General features: G+C 35.8%; 21 protein-coding genes. 11 read left to right on the forward strand and 10 right to left on the reverse strand.

All coding sequences use genetic code 11. From position 1 onward, the window contains the following. The first annotated feature begins 112 nt into the window (after window positions 1-112). The gene (locus ACVFVN_RS08575) at window positions 113-1,639 is read left to right on the forward strand and encodes a GH3 auxin-responsive promoter family protein (protein WP_456234945.1); all 1,527 of its coding nucleotides are present in this window, start codon (window positions 113-115) and stop codon (window positions 1,637-1,639) included. On the opposite strand, the gene ACVFVN_RS08580 is transcribed toward ACVFVN_RS08575, so the two are convergent. Further along, a complete protein-coding gene (locus ACVFVN_RS08580) occupies window positions 1,634-2,875 on the reverse strand; it encodes a DUF445 domain-containing protein (RefSeq protein WP_456234946.1) in 1,242 nt (413 codons plus the stop codon). The genes ACVFVN_RS08575 and ACVFVN_RS08580 overlap by 6 nt on opposite strands. A gap of 135 nt (window positions 2,876-3,010) precedes the next feature. On the opposite strand from ACVFVN_RS08580, the gene ACVFVN_RS08585 reads away from it, so the two are divergent. The 4 genes from ACVFVN_RS08585 to htpG all read left to right on the forward strand — a co-directional run bounded on the left by ACVFVN_RS08585 (window position 3,011) and on the right by htpG (window position 9,550). Then, a complete protein-coding gene (locus ACVFVN_RS08585; protein ID WP_456234947.1) occupies window positions 3,011-4,231 on the forward strand; it encodes an aminotransferase class V-fold PLP-dependent enzyme in 1,221 nt (406 codons plus the stop codon). A gap of 190 nt (window positions 4,232-4,421) precedes the next feature. Continuing rightward, window positions 4,422-6,818 carry an endopeptidase La gene (gene lon / locus ACVFVN_RS08590; RefSeq protein WP_165134693.1) on the forward strand — a complete coding sequence of 799 codons (2,397 nt, stop codon included), beginning with the start codon at window positions 4,422-4,424 and terminating at the stop codon, window positions 6,816-6,818. Window positions 6,819-7,047: 229 nt separating this feature from the next. After that, the gene (locus tag ACVFVN_RS08595; RefSeq protein ID WP_456234948.1) at window positions 7,048-7,656 is read left to right on the forward strand and encodes a class I SAM-dependent methyltransferase; all 609 of its coding nucleotides are present in this window, start codon (window positions 7,048-7,050) and stop codon (window positions 7,654-7,656) included. A gap of 13 nt (window positions 7,657-7,669) precedes the next feature. Further along, the gene (gene htpG / locus ACVFVN_RS08600) at window positions 7,670-9,550 is read left to right on the forward strand and encodes a molecular chaperone HtpG (protein ID WP_456234949.1); all 1,881 of its coding nucleotides are present in this window, start codon (window positions 7,670-7,672) and stop codon (window positions 9,548-9,550) included. A gap of 85 nt (window positions 9,551-9,635) precedes the next feature. On the opposite strand, the gene ACVFVN_RS08605 is transcribed toward htpG, so the two are convergent. The 5 genes from ACVFVN_RS08605 to rsfS form a co-directional block, all read right to left on the reverse strand. After that, entirely contained in the window at window positions 9,636-10,289 is a 654-nt protein-coding gene (locus ACVFVN_RS08605) for a phosphatidylserine decarboxylase family protein (RefSeq protein WP_165134702.1), read from the reverse strand. 21 nt (window positions 10,290-10,310) lie between these two features. Further along, the gene (locus ACVFVN_RS08610) at window positions 10,311-11,189 is read right to left on the reverse strand and encodes a phosphatidate cytidylyltransferase (RefSeq protein WP_456234950.1); all 879 of its coding nucleotides are present in this window, start codon (window positions 11,187-11,189) and stop codon (window positions 10,311-10,313) included. Window positions 11,190-11,206: 17 nt separating this feature from the next. After that, the gene (locus tag ACVFVN_RS08615) at window positions 11,207-11,788 is read right to left on the reverse strand and encodes an LUD domain-containing protein (RefSeq protein ID WP_456234951.1); all 582 of its coding nucleotides are present in this window, start codon (window positions 11,786-11,788) and stop codon (window positions 11,207-11,209) included. A gap of 152 nt (window positions 11,789-11,940) precedes the next feature. Further along, entirely contained in the window at window positions 11,941-13,938 is a 1,998-nt protein-coding gene (ftsH, locus tag ACVFVN_RS08620; protein ID WP_456234952.1) for an ATP-dependent zinc metalloprotease FtsH, read from the reverse strand. A 33-nt stretch (window positions 13,939-13,971) separates the two neighbouring features. Next, window positions 13,972-14,349: a ribosome silencing factor gene (gene rsfS / locus ACVFVN_RS08625; protein WP_165134714.1), complete on the reverse strand. Its 378-nt coding sequence runs from the start codon at window positions 14,347-14,349 to the stop codon at window positions 13,972-13,974. Between the two features lie 86 nt (window positions 14,350-14,435). Between rsfS and ACVFVN_RS08630 the strand changes: the two genes are divergently transcribed. Continuing rightward, the gene (locus tag ACVFVN_RS08630; protein ID WP_456234953.1) at window positions 14,436-15,149 is read left to right on the forward strand and encodes a biotin--[acetyl-CoA-carboxylase] ligase; all 714 of its coding nucleotides are present in this window, start codon (window positions 14,436-14,438) and stop codon (window positions 15,147-15,149) included. Between the two features lie 2 nt (window positions 15,150-15,151). On the opposite strand, the gene ACVFVN_RS08635 is transcribed toward ACVFVN_RS08630, so the two are convergent. Genes ACVFVN_RS08635 through ACVFVN_RS08650 form a run of 4 tightly spaced genes read right to left on the reverse strand, consistent with a single transcriptional unit; the run spans window position 15,152 to window position 18,490 of the window. Beyond that, a complete protein-coding gene (locus ACVFVN_RS08635; protein ID WP_165134719.1) occupies window positions 15,152-16,246 on the reverse strand; it encodes an LptF/LptG family permease in 1,095 nt (364 codons plus the stop codon). A gap of 16 nt (window positions 16,247-16,262) precedes the next feature. Continuing rightward, the gene (gene tgt / locus ACVFVN_RS08640; protein ID WP_456234954.1) at window positions 16,263-17,396 is read right to left on the reverse strand and encodes a tRNA guanosine(34) transglycosylase Tgt; all 1,134 of its coding nucleotides are present in this window, start codon (window positions 17,394-17,396) and stop codon (window positions 16,263-16,265) included. A gap of 10 nt (window positions 17,397-17,406) precedes the next feature. Beyond that, window positions 17,407-17,769, reverse strand: coding sequence for a DUF4296 domain-containing protein (locus tag ACVFVN_RS08645; RefSeq protein ID WP_456234955.1), 363 nt, complete (start codon window positions 17,767-17,769; stop codon window positions 17,407-17,409). Between the two features lie 4 nt (window positions 17,770-17,773). Beyond that, a complete protein-coding gene (locus tag ACVFVN_RS08650) occupies window positions 17,774-18,490 on the reverse strand; it encodes a polyprenol monophosphomannose synthase (RefSeq protein WP_456234956.1) in 717 nt (238 codons plus the stop codon). Window positions 18,491-18,607: 117 nt separating this feature from the next. On the opposite strand from ACVFVN_RS08650, the gene ACVFVN_RS08655 reads away from it, so the two are divergent. From ACVFVN_RS08655 to ACVFVN_RS08675, 5 genes are all read left to right on the forward strand, one after another. After that, window positions 18,608-19,249 (forward strand): DUF4271 domain-containing protein, encoded by a 642-nt coding sequence (locus ACVFVN_RS08655; RefSeq protein ID WP_228455838.1) that lies wholly within the window; start codon window positions 18,608-18,610, stop codon window positions 19,247-19,249. A 23-nt stretch (window positions 19,250-19,272) separates the two neighbouring features. After that, on the forward strand, window positions 19,273-20,013 hold the full coding sequence (locus ACVFVN_RS08660; protein WP_456234957.1) for a uroporphyrinogen-III synthase: 741 nt from the start codon (window positions 19,273-19,275) through the stop codon (window positions 20,011-20,013). A gap of 83 nt (window positions 20,014-20,096) precedes the next feature. Then, complete coding sequence (locus tag ACVFVN_RS08665) at window positions 20,097-22,133, forward strand: S9 family peptidase (protein ID WP_456234958.1); 2,037 nt, start codon at window positions 20,097-20,099, stop codon at window positions 22,131-22,133. Between the two features lies 1 nt (window position 22,134). Continuing rightward, the gene (locus ACVFVN_RS08670; RefSeq protein WP_456234959.1) at window positions 22,135-22,479 is read left to right on the forward strand and encodes a hypothetical protein; all 345 of its coding nucleotides are present in this window, start codon (window positions 22,135-22,137) and stop codon (window positions 22,477-22,479) included. A gap of 155 nt (window positions 22,480-22,634) precedes the next feature. Further along, the gene (locus ACVFVN_RS08675; protein ID WP_456234960.1) at window positions 22,635-24,173 is read left to right on the forward strand and encodes a sensor histidine kinase; all 1,539 of its coding nucleotides are present in this window, start codon (window positions 22,635-22,637) and stop codon (window positions 24,171-24,173) included. Window positions 24,174-24,198: the final 25 nt, after the last annotated feature.

Below are 24,198 nucleotides of genomic sequence, written 5' to 3' on the forward strand. Positions count from 1 at the left end.
TAACAATATTTATAAAACCTAGAGCATTAGCTTTAGGTTTTTTTGTTTTTAAAACTTAAAAATTGGCAAAACAACTTAGCACAATCTATTCAAAATTATTATATTTGTTGACATGGCAACCAAGGCATTGTTCAACACTGTAGTCAATTGGTTTATTCGACAACGAATAGACCAAATCACCAATTTCATAGACCATCCTATCGAAACCCAAGAAGGTGTTTTGTTTTCACAACTTTTTCATGCGGAAAACACAGTCTATGGAAAATGCCACGGCTTCAAAGATATCTCCAGCTATAGAGATTTCCAAAATAATGTTCCGATTGTTACCTATGAAGATTATGAGCCTTATATAGAAAAATCCCGTCAAGGGATGAAAGACATTATCTGGCCAGGGCAAATTCGACATTTCGCAAAATCTTCGGGAACAACCAATGCGAAAAGCAAATTCATTCCCATTTCTGATGAAAGCTTAGAAGAATGCCACTACAAAGCGGGAAAGGATTTAATTTCTATTTACGTTAATAATCATCCAGATAGCGGCTTATTTCAGCATAAAAACCTAAGACTCGGCGGCAGTGCAGAGATGTATGAAAATTTTAACACCAAATTCGGTGACCTTTCTGCAATATTAATTGAGAACCTTCCTTTTTGGGTAGAAATCATCAATACGCCTAGTAAAAAAGTGTCTTTGATGTCCGAGTGGGAAAGCAAACTAAAAGCAATTGTCGAAGAGGTTACAAAACAAGATGTTGGCAGTTTAACTGGTGTCCCAAGTTGGATGATGGTATTGCTACGCCGCGTTCTTCAAGAATCCAATAAAGAATTAATTACTGACCTTTGGCCTAACTTGGAAGTATTTTTCCATGGCGGAATTAGTTTTAAACCTTACCGCGATCAATACAACCAAATCACAGGAAACAAAATTCGTTACTACGAAATCTACAATGCGTCCGAAGGCTTTTTCGGCATCCAAGATCGTTCTGACAGCGACGAGATGTTGCTGATGTTGGACTATGGAATTTTCTATGAATTTATCCCGATGGACACTTTTGGAACAAGCCAACAAAAGGCTATTCCGCTTTCCGAAGTAGAACTCGGAAAAAGTTACGCCATGGTGATTACGACCAATGGTGGACTTTGGCGTTACATGATTGGCGATACCGTTAAATTCACTTCCCTAAGTCCATTCAGAATTAAAATTTCTGGAAGAACCAAACATTACATCAATGCTTTTGGAGAAGAATTAATGATTGATAATGTGGAGTTTGCGATTGCTAAGGCCTGTCGCGAAACCAATGCTTTTGTATCAGATTTTACAGGTGCCCCAGTTTTCATGACAGATAAAGAAACTGGCGCTCACGAATGGATTTTTGAATTTACATCAAAACCCGAATGTCTGGACAGCTTTGTCAATATTTTTGATGAAACGCTAAAAACACTAAACTCCGACTACGAAGCAAAACGCTACAACAACATCACGCTAAAACGACCTGTTGTTCATGTGGCTAAACCTAAATTGTTCTATCAATGGATGGCAAATCGTGGTAAATTGGGTGGCCAAAATAAAGTGCCACGACTTAGTAATGACCGAGAATATATTGATCCTTTGTTATTATTAAACCAAGAGATGTCATTATAAAAATTGGGCAATGCTATAAATGATTAACCCGACTAATCCACCAACAATTGTCCCGTTAATCCTGATAAACTGAAGATCTTTCCCCACTTCCAATTCTAGTTTTCGACTAAGCTCTTTACCTTCCCAATTTCCGACTGTGCTGGAGATAAGATTACCGGCTTCTTTGGTATTTTTCAAAATATATTTGTAAGCTGTCACACGTATCCAATGGTCAATTTTCTTCTGAAGGCCTTCATCATTTTGAAGATTGGTCGAAAGTTCATTAAGGTTTTTAAATATATATTTTTTAAGTGCCGAATTTTCTTCCATCAATTCGGTTTTCAAGGTTTCTTTTATAGAGAACCAAATATCGGCCGCATACTCATTAAGTTTATCAGCATTCAAAAACTCATTTTTTATTGTCTTAAATTCGTTTTCCCACTTAACTTCTGTTTTAATTTCGTCTGCAAAAACCAAGAGTTTCGAAGTAATTTCTTTACGCAAAGGATGATTAGCGTCTTGTTCTATTTCTTCAAAATAATGGCTCAAACCCGATACAATTTTTTCGGAAATTCGTTTATCAACAGATTTAGGAACAAAAAAATAACTTTCTTTTTCGACACGTTCTTCGACCATTTGCTGATTTTCAAGAATATAATTTTTTATTTGACCACTCAGATTTGTCATCAATTGCTGATGATCATTTTTCTCTATTAAATACTCGAGCCCATTTCCAAGAAACTTATTGACTTTAATATTCCCAGTCATTTCTTGAAGTTTTCGTGACACAAAATCAACAACTTCTTTGTCATCCAATTTCAACAAAATATCCAAAGCCATATTGGAAGCTTCGTTCACAAATAGGTTTTGATTTTTCTCTTTCCCAATCCATTCACCAACAAATCCCGATATTTTTAATTTCAAAATATAAGGCCGAATATTTTCTGGCGCTAGAAAATTATCAACTACAAAATTGCCAAGATTGTCCCCAATTTTTTCTTTACTTCTTTCAATAAGATTGGTATGTGGAATTTTTACACCCATCGGATGATGAAACAAAGCTGTAACCGCAAACCAATCTGCCAAAGCCCCAACCATAGCTGCTTCCGAGAACGCCCGAATGTAACCTACCCAATGTGAGGGATTCGTTTTTTGAACATAAGTCATGATTACAAATGTTATCGCCATCAAAATAAATAATCCTGTGGCAAGCATTTTATAGTTACGAAGTTGTATTTTTTTCTCAGAATCTGTCATAGTTTTGATGCATCAAATAGCTTTCCAAACAAATGTAAACCAATTTTCTATTACTATTTTTAAATATGATTTAAAACCAATTTTAAGTTCATTAATAATATTTGCCGTAACTTTGAAACATTCTAAATAAACAAAATGCTAGACATTCAAAATATACGTACACAGTTCCCAATTTTGGCTCAAGAAATCAACGGAAAACCCCTTGTCTATCTGGACAACGCCGCTTCATCACAAAAGCCGATTTCTGTTATAGAAACTTGGGAAAACTATTATAAAACAATTAATGCGAACGTACATCGCGGCATCCATACTTTAAGCCAATTGGCAACAGAAGAAATGGAATTGGCGCGAAAAAAGGTACAGAAATTCATTAATGCCAAACACGATTACGAAATCATTTTTACCAAAGGCACCACCGAAGGCATCAATCTTATCGCCTACGCCATTACGAATTTGATTAAAAAAGACGATGAAATCATCATTTCGTATCTTGAGCACCATTCGAATATCGTTCCGTGGCAAATGCTTTGTGAAAGAACTGGCGCGAAGCTTCGTGTGATTCCTATGGACGACCAAGGTATTTTGCAAACTGATGTTTTGAACACTTGGCTTAACGAAAAGACAAAAATTGTTTCGGTTAACCAAATATCTAATGCGTTGGGCGTTATAAATCCTATTGATGGGATTATTGCTAAAACACGTCAATTATCGAATGCTTTTGTGATGATAGACGCTGCACAATCTTCACCACATTTAAAACTAGATGTTCAAAAAATGGATTGTGACTTCTTAGTATTTTCAGGTCACAAAATGTATGCGCCGATGGGGACGGGCATTCTTTACGGAAAACAGGAATCTCTTAAACAATTACACCCCTTCCACGGCGGTGGCGAGATGATTGCGACTTGCAGTTTTGAAAAAACAACTTACGCCGACTTGCCATTTAAATTCGAAGCAGGAACACCAAATGTCGGTGGCAATATTGCTTTGGGAGCCGCTATAGATTTCATGGAAAATATTAGATTGGACAACATCCAGCAACACGAACATGCTTTGATGGAATATGCGACAAGACATCTTTCAGAGATTGAAGGATTAAAAATTTATGCTCAAAAAGCCAATCGTGCAGGTGCCATTTCATTTAATTTGGAAGGCGTTGGCATTGCATCTGATGTTGGAATGATCCTTGACAAAATGGGAGTTGCCGTGAGAACGGGTCATCATTGCACACAACCTATTATGGCTTATTTTGATATCGCAGGAACTGTCCGTGCGAGTTTTGCCATTTACAATACTTTTGAAGATATAGACAAATTGGTGGAAGCTGTGAAAAAAGCACAAAGAATGCTTTCTTAAAATTAAAAAATACTACAATTCAAGTCCTCTGATTTTTCAGGGGATTTTTCTTTTTCATGACAAAATTTCGTATGGCATAAGAATTGAGAATTCTAAAGCCACAACTTATAAAACGCTTGTTTTCTGCAATTTAATTCTAGAAAACATTTTTAAACTTAAATCAAATGACAATTTGTCATTCCTATACATTATGACAGAATTCGAAGATATAAATATTGACGCCATTTTAGAAGATGGATTTGGAATCGTTGCCGAAGAAATCAATCTTTCTGAGCCAGAAGAAAAGGATTTTGAACAACCAAGTTACCCCATCTTGCCCGTTCGCAATATGGTGATGTTTCCAAAAGTTGTAACGCCCATAACTGCAGGACGCGAAAAGTCTAAAAAACTTCTGGAAGATGCACAAAAAAACAACCAGTTAATCGGGATTATTGCACAAAAAAATCCTAACGAAGATAATCCAAAGGAAAAGGATCTATACAGCATCGGGACTTTGTCTAAGATTATTAAAATCATCAAACTACCAGAAGGTAATATTACAGCCATTACACGAGGCGTTGCAAGATTCAAGGTTAAAAACTTCCTTGATCATAACGCGTATCTTTCCGCTGAAATTACGATGCTAAAAGACACCAAAACGCGCAATAAAGAAGAATTTTCAGCTTTGATGGAGAACATCAAAGATCTTGCAGGAAAAATTATTGAACTAGATCCCAATATTCCAAATGCTGCAGGATTTGCGCTTAGCAACATTCCAGAAAACGAAGATTTATTAAACTTCATCGCGGCCAATGGCAACTTTTCATATAATCGCAAACAAAATCTTCTTGAGGAAAAAAGTTTGGGCAAACGCGCTGAGCTTCTGTATGAAATGATGCATGAGGATTTCCGTTTATTGGAGTTAAAAAATCAAATTCATCAAAAAACATCACGTGATCTTGACAAGCAACAACGTGAATATTTTTTAAATCAGCAAATCCGTACCATTCAGGAGGAATTAGGAGGTGGTCCAGATTCTGACGTTGACGAATTTAAGAAAAAAGCAACCAAACTGAAATGGCCTGCCGAAGTAGAAACGCATTTCCAAAAAGAATTGCAGCGTCTGCAACGTCAACATCCTAATTCACCAGATTACAATGTACAAAGAAATTATCTTGATTTCTTCACAGATTTACCTTGGCAGAATTATTCCAAAGATGTTTTTGACCTTAAAAAAGCTGAGAAAATTTTAGATAAAGAACATTTCGGATTAGAAGATATTAAAAAAAGAATTTTGGAACACATCGCTGTTCTCAAACTTAAAAGCGATATGAAATCGCCGATACTTTGTCTTTCTGGTCCTCCGGGAGTCGGCAAAACCTCTTTAGGGAAATCTATTGCTGATGCATTGGGAAGAAAATACGTTCGTGTATCTTTGGGCGGCCTTCATGACGAGTCCGAAATACGTGGCCATCGCAAAACCTACATCGGTGCCATGGCGGGACGAATTCTTCAATCTATCAAAAAATCTGGAACGTCAAACCCTGTAATTATTTTAGATGAAATCGACAAACTAGGAAAAGGCATGCATGGCGATCCGAGTTCTGCAATGCTTGAAGTTTTGGATCCAGAACAAAACAGCAATTTCTATGATAATTTCTTAGAAATGGGTTACGACTTATCCAAAGTGATGTTTATTGCTACAGCTAATAATCTCAGCGAAATCCAGCGTCCTTTGCTAGACCGTATGGAGCTTATCAGCATTGCTGGCTATACTTTAGAAGAAAAGATCGAAATCGCAAAACGTCATTTAATAAAAAAACAAATTTCGGAAACTGGTTTAGATGCAAAATCGTTTAAACTTGGAAACGCGGAAATAAAACATATCATCGATGCGCATACATCAGAAAGTGGCGTAAGAACTTTGGAAAAACGTATCGCTTCCATCGCGCGTTGGGTAGCATTACAAATCGCTATGGAGAACGATTATGATCCCAAAATTTCTATAGAAAAAATTGACGATATACTGGGCGTTCCACGACCAAGCACTTTATCAGAAGTCAGCAATGTTCCAGGTGTCGTAACGGGCTTGGCATGGACCAGCGTTGGTGGCGATATCTTGTTTATCGAAAGTATTTTATCGAAAGGTAAAGGCACATTAACCATGACTGGTAATCTTGGGAATGTGATGAAAGAGTCCGCCACAATTGCTCTGGAATACATCAAAGCGCATTACGAAGAACTGGGCATCAGTCTGGAAGATTTAGAAACTAAAAACATCCACGTACACGTACCAGAAGGCGCTACGCCAAAAGATGGCCCTTCTGCGGGGATCGCCATGTTAACATCAATGATTTCGAGTTACAAAAACAAAGCTGTAAAACCTCATTTGGCCATGACGGGCGAGATTACACTTCGGGGAAAAGTGCTTCCTGTTGGCGGTATCAAAGAGAAATTGCTGGCTGCTACACGTGCGGGGATCAAAGAAGTCATCCTTTGCGAAGCCAACCGAAAAGATGTTGAAGAAATCAACAAAGACTATCTCAAAAATCTAAAAGTTAACTATGTTTCCCAAATGAGTGAAGTCGTTAACATCGCATTAGATTAAATTTTTCACTATTATATTAAAGAAGGATTCTAAAATTTTTAGAGTCCTTTTTTCTAGGGCGCCATTTCCGCCTTCGTCTCCCACTCTTTTGCTCGGCATAGCCTCTCGCAAAAGGAGTTCCGCCTACGTCGGGGCGCACCCATTTTAGAGATTCTTAGCATTCAAAAGACAAATTGTCACTTTATCTTGGATGGTATTTTTTTTGAGTTTTTAAACCCAAACAAAAGATATGAGTCAACAACATTGGGAGAAGGTCTATGAAAACAAAACACCAGATCAAATGAGTTGGACACAAGATGAATATACAAGTTCATTACAACTCATCCAGTCGATTAATGCTGATAAGAATTCAAAAATAATTGATGTCGGTGGCGGCGATGGAAATTTTGTGAAAAGACTTTTAGAATTAGGATATCAAGACATTACTGTCCTTAACATTTCCAAAACGGCCATCGAAAATGCTAAAAAAAATTTGGGAAAAGATGCTTCAAAAATAAAATGGATAGTTTCAGACATCAAACAATTTCAGCCAACAGAAACTTATGACATCTGGCACGACCGAGCAACTTTTCATTTTTTAACAACAGAAAAAGATATACAGACTTATATTAATTTGCTAAAGAACAACCTCAAAGGCAATCTAATTATTGGAACTTTTTCTACCAATGGTCCATTAAAATGTAGTGGGCTAGACATCACACAATATAGTGAAAATAGCATGCAACATCTTTTGAAAAACCATTTCGAAAAAGTCGAATGTTTTACAGAAGACCATACCACACCGTTTGACTCAACTCAAAATTTTTTGTTTTACAACTTCAAAAAAATTAACTCATAAAATAAACACAATTATGTCAACAGGAAAGATTAATGTATCTGTGGAAAACATTTTCCCACTTATTAAAAAATTTCTTTATAGCGATCACGAAATATTTCTACGAGAACTTATTTCTAACGCAACAGACGCTACAACCAAACTAAAGCATCTTATTAACATTGGTGAAGCCAAAGTAGAATATGGCAATCCAAAGATTGAAGTTAAAATTGATAAGGATGCAAAAACTATTAGCATAAAAGATCAAGGTCTTGGGATGACAGCTGAGGAAGTGGAAAAATACATCAACCAAGTGGCTTTTTCTGGTGCAGAAGAATTCTTAGAAAAATATAAAGACGCTGCGAAAGACGCTGGAATTATTGGACATTTTGGACTCGGTTTTTATTCTGCTTTTATGGTTGCTGATAAAGTAGAAATTTTCACCAAATCTTTCAAAGACGAGCCTGCCGTACATTGGACTTGTGATGGAAGCCCAGAATTTACATTAGAACAAACCGACAAAACAGACCGCGGAACAGAAATTATTCTTCATATTGCTGAAGATTCAACAGAGTTTTTGGATGATTTCAAAATCCGTGAGTTGCTTTTAAAATACAATCGTTTCAACCAAATTCCAATTAAATTCGGTACAAAAACTGAAACTGTAGCTTTGCCTGAAGATGCTGCTGAAGATGCTAAACCAGAAACTGTAGAAGTTGACGACATCATTAACAATCCCAATCCAGCATGGACCAAAAGCCCATCTTCCTTAACGGATGAAGATTATAAAAAGTTCTACAGCGAGTTGTATCCAATGCAATTCGAAGAGCCATTGTTCAATATCCATCTTAATGTTGATTATCCTTTCAATTTGACGGGCATATTGTTCTTCCCAAAACTGTCGAACAATCTTAATATCGAAAAAGATAAAATTCAGTTATACCAAAATCAAGTTTTCGTAACCGATGAAGTTAAAGGAATTGTTCCCGATTTCTTGATGTTATTGAGAGGCGTCATTGATTCTCCAGACATTCCGTTGAATGTATCAAGATCCTATCTTCAAGCAGATGGTGCTGTTAAGAAAATCTCATCTTATATCACCAAAAAAGTTGGGGACAAGATGGTGGAACTTATCCGTGATAATCGTGAAGATTACGAACAAAAATGGAACGACATCAAAGTTGTTATCGAATACGGAATGGTTACAGAAGATAAGTTTTATGAAAAATCGGATAAGTTTATGCTATATCCAACAACGGATGGCAAGTATCTACTTTGGGACGAACTCATCGAAAATATCAAGGATAAACAAACCGACAAAAACGGAAAAAGGGTTATTCTTTATGCTTCCAATACAGATTTGCAAGACGCATACATTCAAACAGCAAAAGCCAAAGATTATGAAGTATTGTTATTAGATTCTCCATTGGTTCCGCATTTAATTCAAAAAATAGAAAGCTCAAAAGAGAATATTTCGTTGGCAAGAGTGGATGCGGATCATATTAATAAATTAATCGAAAAAGACGAGCCGATCATTTCAAAATTAAATGATGGCGAAAAAGAAAATCTCAAGAAATCTATTGAAGAAGCTGTTAATTCGCAAACTTACACAGTGCAATTAGAAGATTTGGATAGCGAAGATGCGCCGTTTAGCATAACGCAGCCAGAATTTATGCGCCGTATGAAAGATATGCAACAAATGGGTGGACCATCGATGTTTGGAAACTTTCCAGAGATGTACAATCTCGTGGTTAATGCCAATAGCCATCTTGCTTCTGACATTTTAAAAACAGAAAACTCTGACGCTAAAAACGCAAAAATCCAGCAAGCCTTAGATCTTGCAAAACTCTCTCAAAACCTCTTAAAAGGTAAAGACCTTACTGATTTTATCAAACGTAGTTTTGAGCAGTTAAAATAAATTTTCACTTCATATCAACAAAACACCACTTTGGATTTTCAAAGTGGTGTTTTATATTATTTTTTAAATATAATATTTTAAATAATCAATCTCTCAATCTTGCAATAACGTCAAGACCGCCTTTGGTTTTGTCGCCAATTTTACAAAGAATCTCGGTATCGAGTGGCAAGAATACGTCCATTCTGGATCCGAATTTTATGAAACCAAACTCATGTCCTGCTTTGGCTTTATCTTCGATATTACAATAGAAAACGATTCTTCTAGCAACATAACCCGCAATCTGGCGGAATACCACAAGATGATTGGTTTCTGACTTAACAGCAACGGTCGTTCTTTCGTTTTCTGTAGAAGATTTTTCATGCCAAGCTACCAAATATTTTCCTGGATGATACTTTTTGTAAGTGACATCACCAGAAACTGGATAACGACAAATATGAACGTTAAGTGGCGACATAAATATCGAAACTTGAATACACTTTTCTCTAAGAACTTCGTCTTCAAAAACTTCTTTTATCATAACCACTTTCCCGTCAACTGGGGCTATCACATTTTCGACATGATCCAGAATATTTCTGTTTGGTACGCGGAAAAACCAAAATACCAAGCCCAAAATAACCAACAACGGAATGATGATGATCAACGACCAGATTTTTAAAAAGTAAATAGAAATACCTCCTATAATAAGGATTGCAAGCAAAGCTACCGTTAAAGTGCCTTTAGATTCTTTGTGAAGTTTCATAGTATTTGGAACTAAAAGTTCTTAAATAAATTTTTCTAAAATAAAATACAAATATACAACAGGCGCGCAAATAATAAAACTGTCTAATCTGTCTAGTACACCGCCGTGTCCTGGAATTATATTGCCGCTATCTTTAACCCCAAAACTTCGCTTAAGCTGGCTTTCCACCAAATCGCCTAAAGGTGCAAATACAGACACCAAAAAGCCTACAATAATCCAATTGCCTCTTAGCTCTGGAAAATATTTCTCAACGAAAAAACCAAGAATCAAAGTAAAAAATACGCCACCAGCAAAACCTTCCCATGTTTTTTTGGGACTAATTTTGGGTGCCATTTTATGTTTTCCAAAAAACTTCCCTGTGAAATAGGCGAAACTATCGCTGCTCCATATTAAAATAAAAAGCATCATAATTTCTAAAGTGAAAGGCTTATTCTCGGGATCTAAGGTGCTAAAACTCGGTAATCCTAATGCAAAACCAAACGGCAAAGCCGTATAAATTACAGTGAAAATAAATTTTCCATTTTCTTGATAAAGTTCTTTTGGGAATTTGAACAGGGTAATGCACGCAATGAGAATTAAACTCAATGCTAAAATCTCTGATAAATTAAAATTAAAGAAAAAACCGTGATAGAAAAAACGTTTTGAAAATTGATAATAAATAAAAACCACCAAAGGCAATACCAACCATTTGAAAATTCCATTCTCGAATTTCATAATACGTATACATTCCCAAACTCCGACTAATAAAAAGAAAGACATCAAGCCATAAAACAAATATTTTTGCTGAACTTGTGGAATAATAGGTTTTAACCAAGATTCGCCCAAAGGTGTTGTGCACAAAATAATTACTAAGCCGTAGATAGCTCCAGAAATTAAACGCTGAATGAGATTTTTATCCAAAATTTGAATTTATAAAATTAATCTTCCAGCAAAAGTAAGAAAAGTTTGGTATTGTCTTTATTAGGCGTATCCAATTTGGAACTACTTCCGCTAATTGACGTAAGATTTTTAAGATTTCCGGCACGTTTCACCTTCATCATGGCTTCCCCTAGATTATTAACAATCTGGGAAACATTCGCAATAATAATAATTTTCTCAGGCAAACGTGACGAGTGATAATGCTGGATATTATTGTGAGATAACATTATTCTACCATCGAAAGCGATAAGATATTCGCAAGTGATAAAAGCGGCATCGTTGGATTCTAACAGTTGTGGTGTGTATGTCGTTTTCACAACATCTAAAAACTTCTGGAGTTGTTCGTCACAACAAAAAACTGAATGAATGCCTTCGATTTTGAGAATCTGATTTAAAGTTTGTAGTGCTTCGCTCTCGTCCGCACAATAATTAAAATACCCACCAGAATGCGTGAATAGCTGGGCAAATTTGTAGTCCAAATCCGCATCGCGCAATTCATCAGCCAACTTCGTAATATTAGAGTTTTCGTCCTCTTCGGGCTGATTAAGTATTTTATTTACAATTCTCTTAAAAAGACTCAATTTTTATCAAAATTTTGATACAAATACAAATGTAAAAAATTAATGTAATATTTAAAATTTTACATACTAAAAAATATGAAAAATCCTGTTTAAAACACAATCTGCATATTTAATCAGGATTAATTCATTCAATTATTTTAAAAACTCAGAAATTAATGTTGCACTTCTGGAGTTTCGTTGGTTGTATTAACTTCTTCTTCAACCTGTGTTGCTGGCAGTTCTTCTGCATTGCTAACAGGCTTCTCGGTTAATTCAGGATCCCAAGCTCTTTTCCCAAAAATATCTTCAAGATCTTCCCGGAAAATAACTTCTTTTTCCAATAGTTTTTGCGCTAAAGCTTCTAGTTTATCTCTATTGGCACTCAAAATGTCGATAGCTCGTTGATATTGTGTTTCTATCAAAGTAGAAATCTCTTCGTCAACTACTTTCGCAGTTTGCTCAGAATATGGTTTTCCAAAGTTATACTCTTGTTGACCAGAGCTGTCGTAATAAGAAATATTTCCTAATTTTTCGCTCAAACCATAGATTGTAACCATCGCTTGTGCACGTTTTGTAACTTTTTCAAGATCAGATAACGCACCTGTAGAAATGTTATTAAAAATAACCTGTTCTGCTGCACGGCCACCCAAAGTTGCACACATCTCATCCAACATCTGTTCGGTTGTTGTCAACTGTCTTTCTTCTGGAAGATACCAGGCTGCCCCCAAAGAACGTCCTCTCGGGACAATCGTTACTTTTAATAATGGCGAAGCGTGTTCCACCAACCAAGAAATCGTTGCATGTCCTGCTTCGTGGTAAGCCACTCTTTTTTTCTCAGATGGTTTGATGGCCATATTTTTCTTCTCAAGACCGCCGATAATTCTATCAACTGCATCCAAGAAATCTTGCTTGGTTACCGTTTCGTGGTTATTTCTTGCTGCAATAAGTGCGGCTTCGTTACAAACATTGGCGATATCTGCACCACTAAATCCTGGTGTTTGTTTTGCTAGGAAATCTCGGTCAACACTCGGATCCAATTTGATTTTAGCTAAATGAACATCAAAAATTTGACGTCTTTCATGAAGTTCTGGAAGGTCAACATAAATCGATCTGTCAAAACGTCCCGCTCTCATCAAGGCTTTATCCAAAATATCTGCGCGGTTGGTTGCTGCCATTACGATAACATTGGTATCTGTGCCAAAGCCATCCATTTCTGTCAAGAGCTGATTAAGTGTATTTTCTCTTTCATCATTACCACCAGAGAAATTATTTTTCCCTCTTGCGCGGCCAATAGCATCAATCTCATCGATGAAGATAATTGCGGGTGATTTTGCTTTAGCCTGAGCAAACAAATCTCTCACTCTAGAAGCGCCAACACCTACAAACATCTCAACGAAATCCGAACCAGACAACGAAAAGAAAGGCACTTTGGCTTCACCTGCAACGGCTTTTGCCAATAAAGTTTTACCAGTTCCTGGAGGACCAACAAGCAATACACCTTTCGGGATTTTTCCGCCCAGTTTGGTATATTTTTCAGAATTTTTAAGGAAATCCACAACCTCCTGTACTTCTTCTTTGGCACCTTCTAATCCAGCAACATCTTTAAAAGTCACATTGATTTTATCTTTATCATCAAAAACTTTGGCTTTTGATTTTCCAATGCTAAAAATTTGTCCTCCTGGACCGCCACCGCCGCCCATTCTTCTGAATAAGAAAAAATAGAAAAGCGCCATAATTGCTATCCAGAATAAAGCTGTTACCAATAAATCTGAGAAAGGACTTTTGCTCGTCCCAAATTCCATTTTTGCTTTTTTATCGGACGGAGCCTCAGCATTGATTTGGTTAAATCTTTCTTGAAAATATCTAAGATCTCCATAGGTCAAAGAATAGTCTGGACCGGGTTTCATGTCCAACATTGACAATGGATTTTCATCTTTTTTTGCAGTGGTTTTCAATTCTGATTTTGCGGCTTTATTCAAAAAAACCTCAGCTTTATAAGAATCTCTAAACACCATAACTTCTCCAACTTTACCAGACTGGACAAGCTTGTAGAAGTCATTCTCATCAATATTTTTAGCATTAGAATCTCCGAAAAGACCAGGTACCAAAAATAGCACCATCACCAAAATTATAATGGGAATAAACCAATTAAAACCTTTATTGTTATTCATTTAATTTAATTTGAAAAATTTGGAAATAATATCTTAGAAGTTGGGCTGTGCATCTTCTATTCTTGTAACTTTTGCATCACCCCAAAGTGTTTCGATATCGTAGTATTCTCTAACTTCTTTTTGGAAAACGTGGACAACCACAGAAACATAATCTAATAACACCCACATATTGTTTTCGCTACCTTCTACGTGCCAAGGACGATCTTTCAATTCGTTTCTGACTTTTTTTTCAACATTACCTGCAATAGAAGAAACTTGCGTGTTTGAACTTCCACTGCAAATGATGAACGTCTCTGCAACAGCATTTTCAATATTGGAAAGGTCGAACACTAAAACGTCTTCGCCTTTTGTATCTTGGATTGCTTCTATTATTTTCTCTACTAATAGTTGTTTTTCTGTATTTTTACTCATTCAAAAATTATATATCTGCAAATTTATTGATTTTAATCTATTTAAGCTTTGTCTTATGAGCTTAGGATGTCTTAAAGTTTTCTTAAATGACCGATTTAATATACAAATCTGAAGTTACCTCAACCAATGAATCGATTTTGGAACTTCTAAATACCAAACCCGAAATCTTGGCTCTCTACAGTTTTAATCAAACTAAAGGTCGAGGCCAATACGGAAATGTATGGAACATACACGCCGACCAAAATCTCGCCTACACCATCGCTATAAAAGCTGGGATAATCAATCTTGACGATGTGAGCTTCAATTATCATACCGCGTTAATAACACGTAGTTTTATAGCCAAAATGACCCAAAATGATGTCAAAATAAAATGGCCGAACGATCTTATTATTAATCAAAAAAAAATATGCGGCATTCTTCTCGAGAAGAAAAAAATAAATAACGAAAACTACTACATTATTGGCATCGGTATTAATATTTTACAAGAAAATTACGCCGACCTACCAAAGGCTGGATCTATCCTAACAACGACTGGACAAGCTTTTGACCTAAAAAACTTCGTTCTAGAATTTCATAGTTATTTTAAAAATGAAATTTTAAAATGTATTTCTAAAAATGAAATTTTGAAACAGTTCAATGACAATTTATTTAGAAAGAACGAAATTTCTGTGTTTGTAAAATCCGACACAAGACAAAATGGCATAATAAAGCAGGCCGATGACGAAGGTTATCTTTGGATAGATTTTGAAAACGACGGCTTACAACGTGTTTTCCACAAGCAAGCTGAATTACTTTACTAAAATTATTGATTCGCTCTTTTGAGGTACAAATAAATGGCAATTGGCCCAAACACGATATTCGGCAACCACATCGCAAGAAGTGGTGACATGGTTTTGTTCTCGGAAACCACGCTTAAAGCTTGGAACGAAAACACGAAAACAAACGCCAAAGCAATACCAATGGCCAAGTTAATTCCCAAACCGCCACGTTTTTTTTCAGAAGAAAGTGACAGTGCTAAAAATGTTAAAATAACAATGGATATAGGCATCGAAGTTCTCTGATGGAGCTCGTTATAAAAAGTGTTCACATTGCTATTCCCTTTTATCTTTTCGCGTTCAATAAGCTTGATAAGTTCTGGCGTCATTTTATTTTGTCCCACCAATTTATCTGGAAAAAGTTCTTCGGGAGGCAAGCCAAAACTTTGTTTCTTTTGCTCGCCGTTCGCTATTTTTTCTGAGTCATCTTTTTGAGGCCAACGTTCTACATAACTTGTTAACAAGAATGATTTTGATTTTGGTTCCCACACAACATCATTCGCAATAATCTGATAAGTCAGCTTTTTGTCTTTATCAAATTTTTGATACATATAGCCAAAACCTTTTTTTTGCTCTCGGTTATAATTATTTATAAAAATATATTCAAAAGGATTAAGATTGGTCGCAATCGTCGTATTACCCAGAAGCGCTTCTTTATTAACTTGATTATAAGTATAGGCTTCGAGTTTATTCTTTTTGATATTAGCCCAAGGCAGAACAAAATGGTTGGTCAACAGCGCAAATCCCGCAATAATAAGCGACGCTATTAAATATGGTTTTGCAAATCTATGAAAACTAGCACCACTACTGACAATAGCAACGATTTCGGTATTATTAGCAAGTCTCGATGTGAAGAAAATCACCGATATAAAGACCAAAATGGACATAAAAGTGATGACAAGGTTAAGAATCCAAAATGGATAAAAATTGACTAAAAAATAACCCACCGTAAAACCATTGTTCTCAATACGAGGCGTTTTACTTTGCACATCAATCACCAAGACAATTATCGACAAAAGCCCTAACATAAAGAAAAGGGTTCCCAAATATTTTTTGATGATATATTTGTCAATAATCTTCATAAATCCAACCGAAGTTTTAAAGTCTTTGTTTCAATTGCGGAATGACAGAATCTTTCCATTCGTAAAAATCACCCGCAATAATATGTTCGCGTGCAACTTTCACTAAATCTAAATAAAATGCTAAGTTATGAATTGATGCAATTTGTTTTGCCAAATATTCTTTTGCTACAAACAAATGTCGAACATAAGCTTTGCTGTATTCTTGATCTACAAAACTCGTCCCGAATTCGTCCAAAACAGAAAAATCATTTTTCCATTTTTCATTTTTCATATTGATAACACCTTGCCAAGTGAACAACATGGCATTACGTGCATTTCTGGTTGGCATAACGCAATCCATCATATCCACACCAAGACCAATACTTTCCAAAATATTCCAAGGGGTACCAACACCCATTAAATATCGAGGCTTATCGGTTGGTAGTATGTCGGTAACTTCGTTAGTAATACGATACATTTCTTCCTCTGGTTCCCCAACAGAAAGTCCGCCAATAGCATTACCTTCGGCTCCAGCTTCTGAAATAACTTCAGCCGAAATTTTTCTTAAATCCGAATAAGTAGAGCCTTGAACAATTGGAAACAAACGTTGCTTGTGTCCGTACAATTCTTCGTTCTCTTTGGTATAATCCACACAACGTTTTAGCCAACGATGCGTCAGCTCCATAGACAATTTGGCTTGATTATAATCGCAAGGATAAGGCGTACATTCATCAAAAGCCATAAAAATATCTGCGCCTATTTGGCGTTGAATTTCCATTGATTTTTCAGGAGAAATAAAATGATAACTCCCATCGATATGCGACTTGAATTTAACACCTTCTTCGTTCATTTTTCTACTTTTAGAAAGCGAAAAAACCTGATAACCGCCGCTATCTGTCAAGATCGGAAGTTCCCAGTTCATGAATTTATGAAGACCGCCCGCCTGTTGCATAACCTCCATACCTGGACGCAACATCAAGTGGTATGTATTTCCTAAAATAATTTGGGCTTTTATATCGTCGCGTAATTCGCGTTGATGTACTGTTTTGACACTGGCCACTGTACCAACAGGCATGAAAATAGGTGTCTGAATATCACCATGATCTGTATGTAAAACACCTGCTCTAGCTTTGCTTTGGGATGTTTTTTCGATTTCAAAAAACTTCGACATTGTATTTCTTCTAATTCGTCTTTTCTGGTTGCGTTACAGGCTGTTCTTTTTTCTTAATATAAGCTTCTAATTTAGGATCTTTAGAAAGTAAAACTTTTTGTGCACGGTCAATAATATTGTCTAGCTCGCCTGTCGCCGTGTAATATGTATAACTATTGTTAAAAGTCTTTGCTGAGACTTTATACTTTTGTAGAATAAATTTGGTTTCGCCTTCTTTATTATCTTTATGATTAACCATATAGCTTTGGTCATTAACGGCAAAGTCTGCCATGATAGCCGCCATATTGTCTTTAGAAATAATATCTTCGGGCTTATCTATTAATTTAGAACAAGCCATCAAAGTCAACAATAAAAAAAACGCCCATTTTTTCATAAGATTATAACTTATTGAAAATGCTTTTTAATTTTAAATCCAAAACCCCGAAAATGGCTTCTTTGATAATACCACCATTCATTTTGCTTTCGCCTTCGGTACGATCTGTGAAAATAATGGGAACTTCTTTGATTTTGAATCCTTTTTTGAAAGCACGGAATTTCATTTCTACCTGAAAGCCATAGCCTTTTAATTTCACATTATCTAAACCAATACCTTCCAAAACGCGTCTTGAAAAACAAACAAATCCCGCTGTGGTATCATGCACGGGAATTCCTAAAATAAACCGGACATATTTTGACGCAAAATAAGAGAGCAACACGCGTGACATTGGCCAATTAACCACATTAACACCTTTGCTATAACGCGAACCTATCGTCATATCGGCCTCGAGGCAAGCTTCATATAAATGCGGTAAATCCTTTGGATTGTGTGAGAAATCGGCATCCATCTCAAAGATATAATCGTAGCCATTTTCTAATGCCCATCGAAAACCATGTATGTAGGCTTTGCCTAAGCCATCTTTAACTTTTCTAACACTAAGATGTAATCTATCAAGATATTGCACTTGTAAAGATTTAACAATATCCGCCGTTGCATCTGGTGAAGAATCGTCCACAACCAAAACTTCAAAATCGCCTTCCAAAGCCATAACTGCCGCAATGATGCGCGCTATATTTTCTTTCTCGTTATAAGTTGGGATGATGACAAGTTTCTTCATTAAAAAAAATCAATGTGCAAAGATAGTATTTTCGACGCATACAATAATCTTATGCGACCAAAATCAATTAGCAGTATTTGGCTTTGATTATTTCCTTATTTTTGCAAAAAATCTGCTGTGGTAAGATTGTATGAACAACATGACTGGGTTATATTTTGCATTTTAGGTTGTGTTTTTATCTTCATTTTCAGTTTTATATTCCTGCATCGCGATGCTACGATTAAGGAGTTTTTGCTTTTGAAACAAGATGAAAGCAGCAATATTGTATTGTCTTGGCTGATGACTTCTGTTGCTTTTTCGATAATGGTAAGTGTGACGCTTTCGCAGTTTCTACCTGTTATTCCACAATTTATCGCGGATTTACAACTTGGCGGTTATACTTTAAATAAATTCGGGCTTACACTAATAAGTATATGTTTGTTTTTTACTACTAAAAGTATTCTGACTTACTTTTTCTACACCAGTTTGGGCTACAACAAGTTGTTAGTTAACCTTTATATGTTAGCAAATAAGTTCTATTTTTTGGGAACAATAATCCTAATTATCACCTCTTTTACATTTTTTTATTTCCCAATTGACGGCTTAAAATTTCTTTATATCACAATTATTTCTGGAATATTTTTATTTATTTTAAAATTATTCTTGTATTGGTTTAACAAACCTCAAATAATGCCAAACGAATGGTATTATAAAATTTTGTATATTTGCACCCTCCAAATTGCACCCCTAGTTGTGCTTTGGAAATTTCTTTTTAACTAATTATTAAAAGACTTCAAAAACACATGAAAATTAAGTCTATTTTGGTTTCGCAGCCAGCTCCAAAAGAATCATCCCCTTATTTGGAAATTGCGAAAAAAGAGAAAATAAAAATTGATTTTCGTCCATTTATTCACATTGAAGGCGTAGATGCTAAAGATTTACGAACTCAAAAAATTGACCTTTCTCAATATACGGGTGTTATTTTCACGAGTAAAAATGCGATTGACAACTATTTTCGTCTAGCACAAGATATGCGTTTCACAGTACCAGACAGCATGCGTTACATTTGCCAATCAGAGGCAATTGCTAATTTTATGCAAAAACATATTGTCTATAGAAAACGAAAAATCAGCTTTGGCGAGAAAACATTCTCTGATCTTTTACCATTACTTAAAAAACACAGTACAGAAAAATACCTTCTTCCTTCTTCAGACGTTCTTAACGACGACATCCCAAGAACATTGGACAGCGCAGGTGTAGAATGGACACGTGCTATTATGTACAGAACTGTGTGTAGTGATTTGACAGATATTGATATTAACGACTACGATATGTTGGTGTTTTTCAGCCCACAAGGTATAAAGTCTTTGAAGCAAAATTTCCCCAACTACAAGCAAGGCGACAAAAAGATCGCGGTTTTTGGAACAACCACACAAGCTTCTGCGGAAGAGCACGGCTTTAGAGTAGACGTTATGGCCCCTACGAAGGAAGCACCTTCAATGACGATGGCTATTGAAAAATATATTAGAAGTTTGAATAAATAACAACAAACTTATTTTGAAATCTATAACCACTTGTCCTATTTTGGAAGGTGGTTTTTTTATTAATTTAGAACTTTATTTTCTCTATGAAAGCACCTATAGCAAAGAAAATTAATCATAACATCGAAAAACATCAAGACCAACGTAATGACGTTTATTACTGGATGAATCAGCGTGAAAATCCCGAAGTCATACAATATTTGGAGGACGAAAACAAATATGCGGATTTCATAATGGACGATACGCAGAGCTTCCAAACTGAATTATTCGAAGAGATGAAGGCGCGCTACAAAAAAGATGATGAGTCTTTGCCATATTTTTTCAATGACTATTGGTATATTGTCCGATATGAAGAAGGCAAAGAGTATCCTATTTTCACAAGAAAAAAAGACAGCCTGGACAATGCCGAAGAAATTCTTTTGGATGCTAATCTTCTTGCAGAAGGTTTAGAATATTTTGAAATCGCAAGCTTAACAGTTAGTCCAAACAACAAAATCCTCGCTTATTCTTTTGATAAAGTTGGTCGCAGAATTTATGAGATTAATTTTAAAAATCTTGAAACTGGTGAAACTTTCGTTGATAAAATTGATAACAATACAGGGAAAATCGTTTGGGCAAACGACAACCAACATGTTTTTTACATCACCAAAGATGAAAGCCTAAGAGCCGATAAAGTTTTCCGTCATCAATTAGGCAACAACAATGATGTTTTGGTTTATCATGAACAAGATGACACTTTTGATGTTGGCTTGTTCAAGACCAAATCTTTAGACTATATTTTCATAGCAACCTCTAGCACCAACGAGGACGAACAACGCTTTATCCCAGCAAACAATGTACACGCAGAATGGACCATCGTACAGCCAAGAACAGAGGATTTAGAATACTCGGTGGAGCATTATGGCGATTTGTTTTACATTATAACCAATGCTGATGATGCTACCAATTTTAAAATCGTAACAACCCCAGTTACAAAACCCAGTATCGAAAATTGGGAAGATTACATTCCGCATCGTGAAGAAGTTTTATTGGAGGGTTTTGAAATTTTTAAAAACTTTTTCGTTATTGAGGAAAGGGAGCAAGGTCTTTTACAAATCAAAATCATCGATCATAGCAATAACACATCCCATTATTTAGAATTTTCGGATCCCACATATACGGCTTACATCGGAATCAACCTTGAGTTTGATACCAAAATTTTAAGATATGGTTATACCTCTTTGACCAAGCCCAATTCCACATTCGAATATAATATGGAAACGCAAAATTCGACTTTACTAAAGCAACAAGAAGTTTTGGGCGGAACATTTAATTCTGAAAATTATATTTCTGAAAGACTTTGGGCAACCGCGCGCGACGGCAAGAAAATTCCAATCTCGCTAGTATATCATAAAGACACCAAAAAATCCGAAAAAACCCCTCTATTATTATACGGTTATGGAAGTTACGGCGTAACCATCGATGCTAGTTTTTCAAATGTAAGATTATCGCTTTTGGACAGAGGTTTCATCTATGCAATTGCCCATATCCGCGGTGGCGAATATCTTGGTCGCGAATGGTACGAAGACGGAAAAATGCTCCAAAAGATGAACACCTTCACCGACTTTATCGATGCTGGACAATATTTAACCAATATTAATTACACTTCTCCAAAACATCTATATGCCATGGGCGGAAGTGCTGGAGGACTTTTGATTGGCGCTGTGATTAACATGCAAAGCGATCTTTTCCACGGTATTGTGGCGCAAGTACCTTTTGTTGACGTGGTTACCACCATGTTGGACGACAGCATTCCTTTAACAACGGGAGAATATGACGAATGGGGTAATCCAAACGATGAAAAATATTACCAGTATATGAAGTCTTATTCGCCTTATGATAATGTTGCGGCACAAGATTATCCGCATTGCCTTATCACCACAGGATTTCACGACTCGCAAGTACAATATTGGGAACCTGCAAAATGGACAGCCAAACTGCGCGACATGAAAACCGACAACAATATTTTAATCTTCAAAACCGATATGTCGTCTGGTCATGGCGGCGCCAGTGGAAGATTCGAAAGCTTAAAGGAAATTGCATTAGAATATGCTTTTTTACTAAAAATTGATAAAATGAACTAATATGAATGAAGCAGAATATTGGAAAAAAATAGAATCATTTTTCGAGACCCAATTTGATACCGAAAAACATCCACCTATAGAAACCATGCTTTTTTTAATTGGCGTGCAAGAACTTGGCAGTGGGCAACAGAAGTACACCAAAGACGACAAGCTTAACCTTATCCATATCGCGGTTTGCAGACTTTTGGAACCTTTTGGTTATTTTAAGTTCACGCATTACGTAGATGGTTGGCCACAATATGACATTTTGGATGATCTTCCAGAGTTAAAACCCAATGAGCAAAGCATTTTAATGAAAAAAGCAATCATACAATATTTCCAAGATGAGGAAATTTTGAATGACTAAGTCACAGTTTTTCAACTCATTCTAATTCGATACATTTACAATTCACGAAAAAATGTTAAAAAAATAAGATTTAAGAAACAAAATTTATTTTTTTAGCACAATATTTGTTATGTCTGTATGGAATCGTTTAATTTTAACTTTTCAAAAACAATTCAATGAACAATAAATTCATTCCGATTATCTCTGTATTTATGACGATTTCTTTAATAGTTTTCGTCTCTTTACAATTGTATTGGATTAAAGAATTATATGGTGCTTTAGAGCAAGATTTTTCCAACAAAGTATATTCGGCTTTAGAAACCTCTTCACAAAAAGTACAAGAAATCGAGGTTGACAAATATTACAACCAGAATTTCGCCAACTTAAAAAGCGAGATTGTAAGCAGCAACCAACCCACGCAGACCTACATCCAACAGACCAAAGACTCAGCTAACAGAACCTCTATATTGTTCCAAAAAAGCATTATCGAAAAACAGCAAATTCCGATTTCGAAACACGGTGACTCACTTAATATCACCAAGTTGTACAAAGACGAAGGACTTTATAAAATTAAAAAACAAACGCCAGAACCACTGACTTCACAAATTAGTAAAGACCTGGACAACAGCACTTTTCAATTAAAAGAATTTGCAAAACTCAATGGTAATAATCTTCCGATTGAAAAACGAGTTGATAACAAAACAATAGATTCTGTCCTGACAAAAGAACTGAAATTAAAAGGTATCGACACCAAATTTGGTTTCGGTATTATTGACAAAACCAACAAGTTAACAAGCCTTAGCAACAACACCTATCTGGATCAAAAGGACAAAACCAATTACACTTATCCACTTTTTACAGACAGCAAAGATCATACGTTGTACACCTTGGCATTGGTATTTCCAAGAAAAGATTACTCTTTGGTAAGACATAATCTACCGATGTTGGTGGGGACTTTTGTTTCGCTATTAACAATTTTGGGCATTTATATTATTTCCATTAATTATATGATGCGTCAGAAAAAAATTGCAGACATCAAAACAGATTTTATCAACAATATGTCGCATGAGTTCAAAACCCCATTAGCAACGATTTCTGTGGCAACAGACTCTTTATCAAACGACAAAATAGCAACGGATGCCGACAAAGTTAAATACTATGCAGGCTTGATAAAGCAGGAAAATCTAAGAATGAAAAAGCAAGTAGAAAACGTTCTAAACATGTCAAAACTAGAACGCAACGAAATGCAATTGTTTTTAAAAGAAACCAATGTCCGTGAGTTGATAAAAAAAATCACAGAATCTTTTAGGCTAATTGTTGAAGAGAGAAACGGAATTTTGAGCACCAACTTTACCGCCGAACAATATAATTTTAAAATTGATGAATTCCATATTTCTAATGCTTTGATTAATCTCCTAGACAACGCGAACAAATATTCGCCAGATACTCCGGAAATCAACATCAAAACCAGAAACGAAGGCAACTGGTATGTTATCGAAATTTCCGACAAAGGCATGGGAATGGATGCGGAAAATAAAGCTCGAATTTTTGAAAAATTCTTCCGCGAAGAAACCGGAAATATCCACAACGTAAAAGGACAAGGTCTTGGTTTGTCCTATGTTAAAAAGATTATAGAAATCCACAAAGGACAAATCCTAGTGGATTCGCAAAAAGATAAAGGCAGCACTTTCACCGTAAAACTGCCAATGGGTTAAAGAAATAAACAATACAATAAAGGAA

Source organism: Soonwooa purpurea (assembly GCF_053891095.1).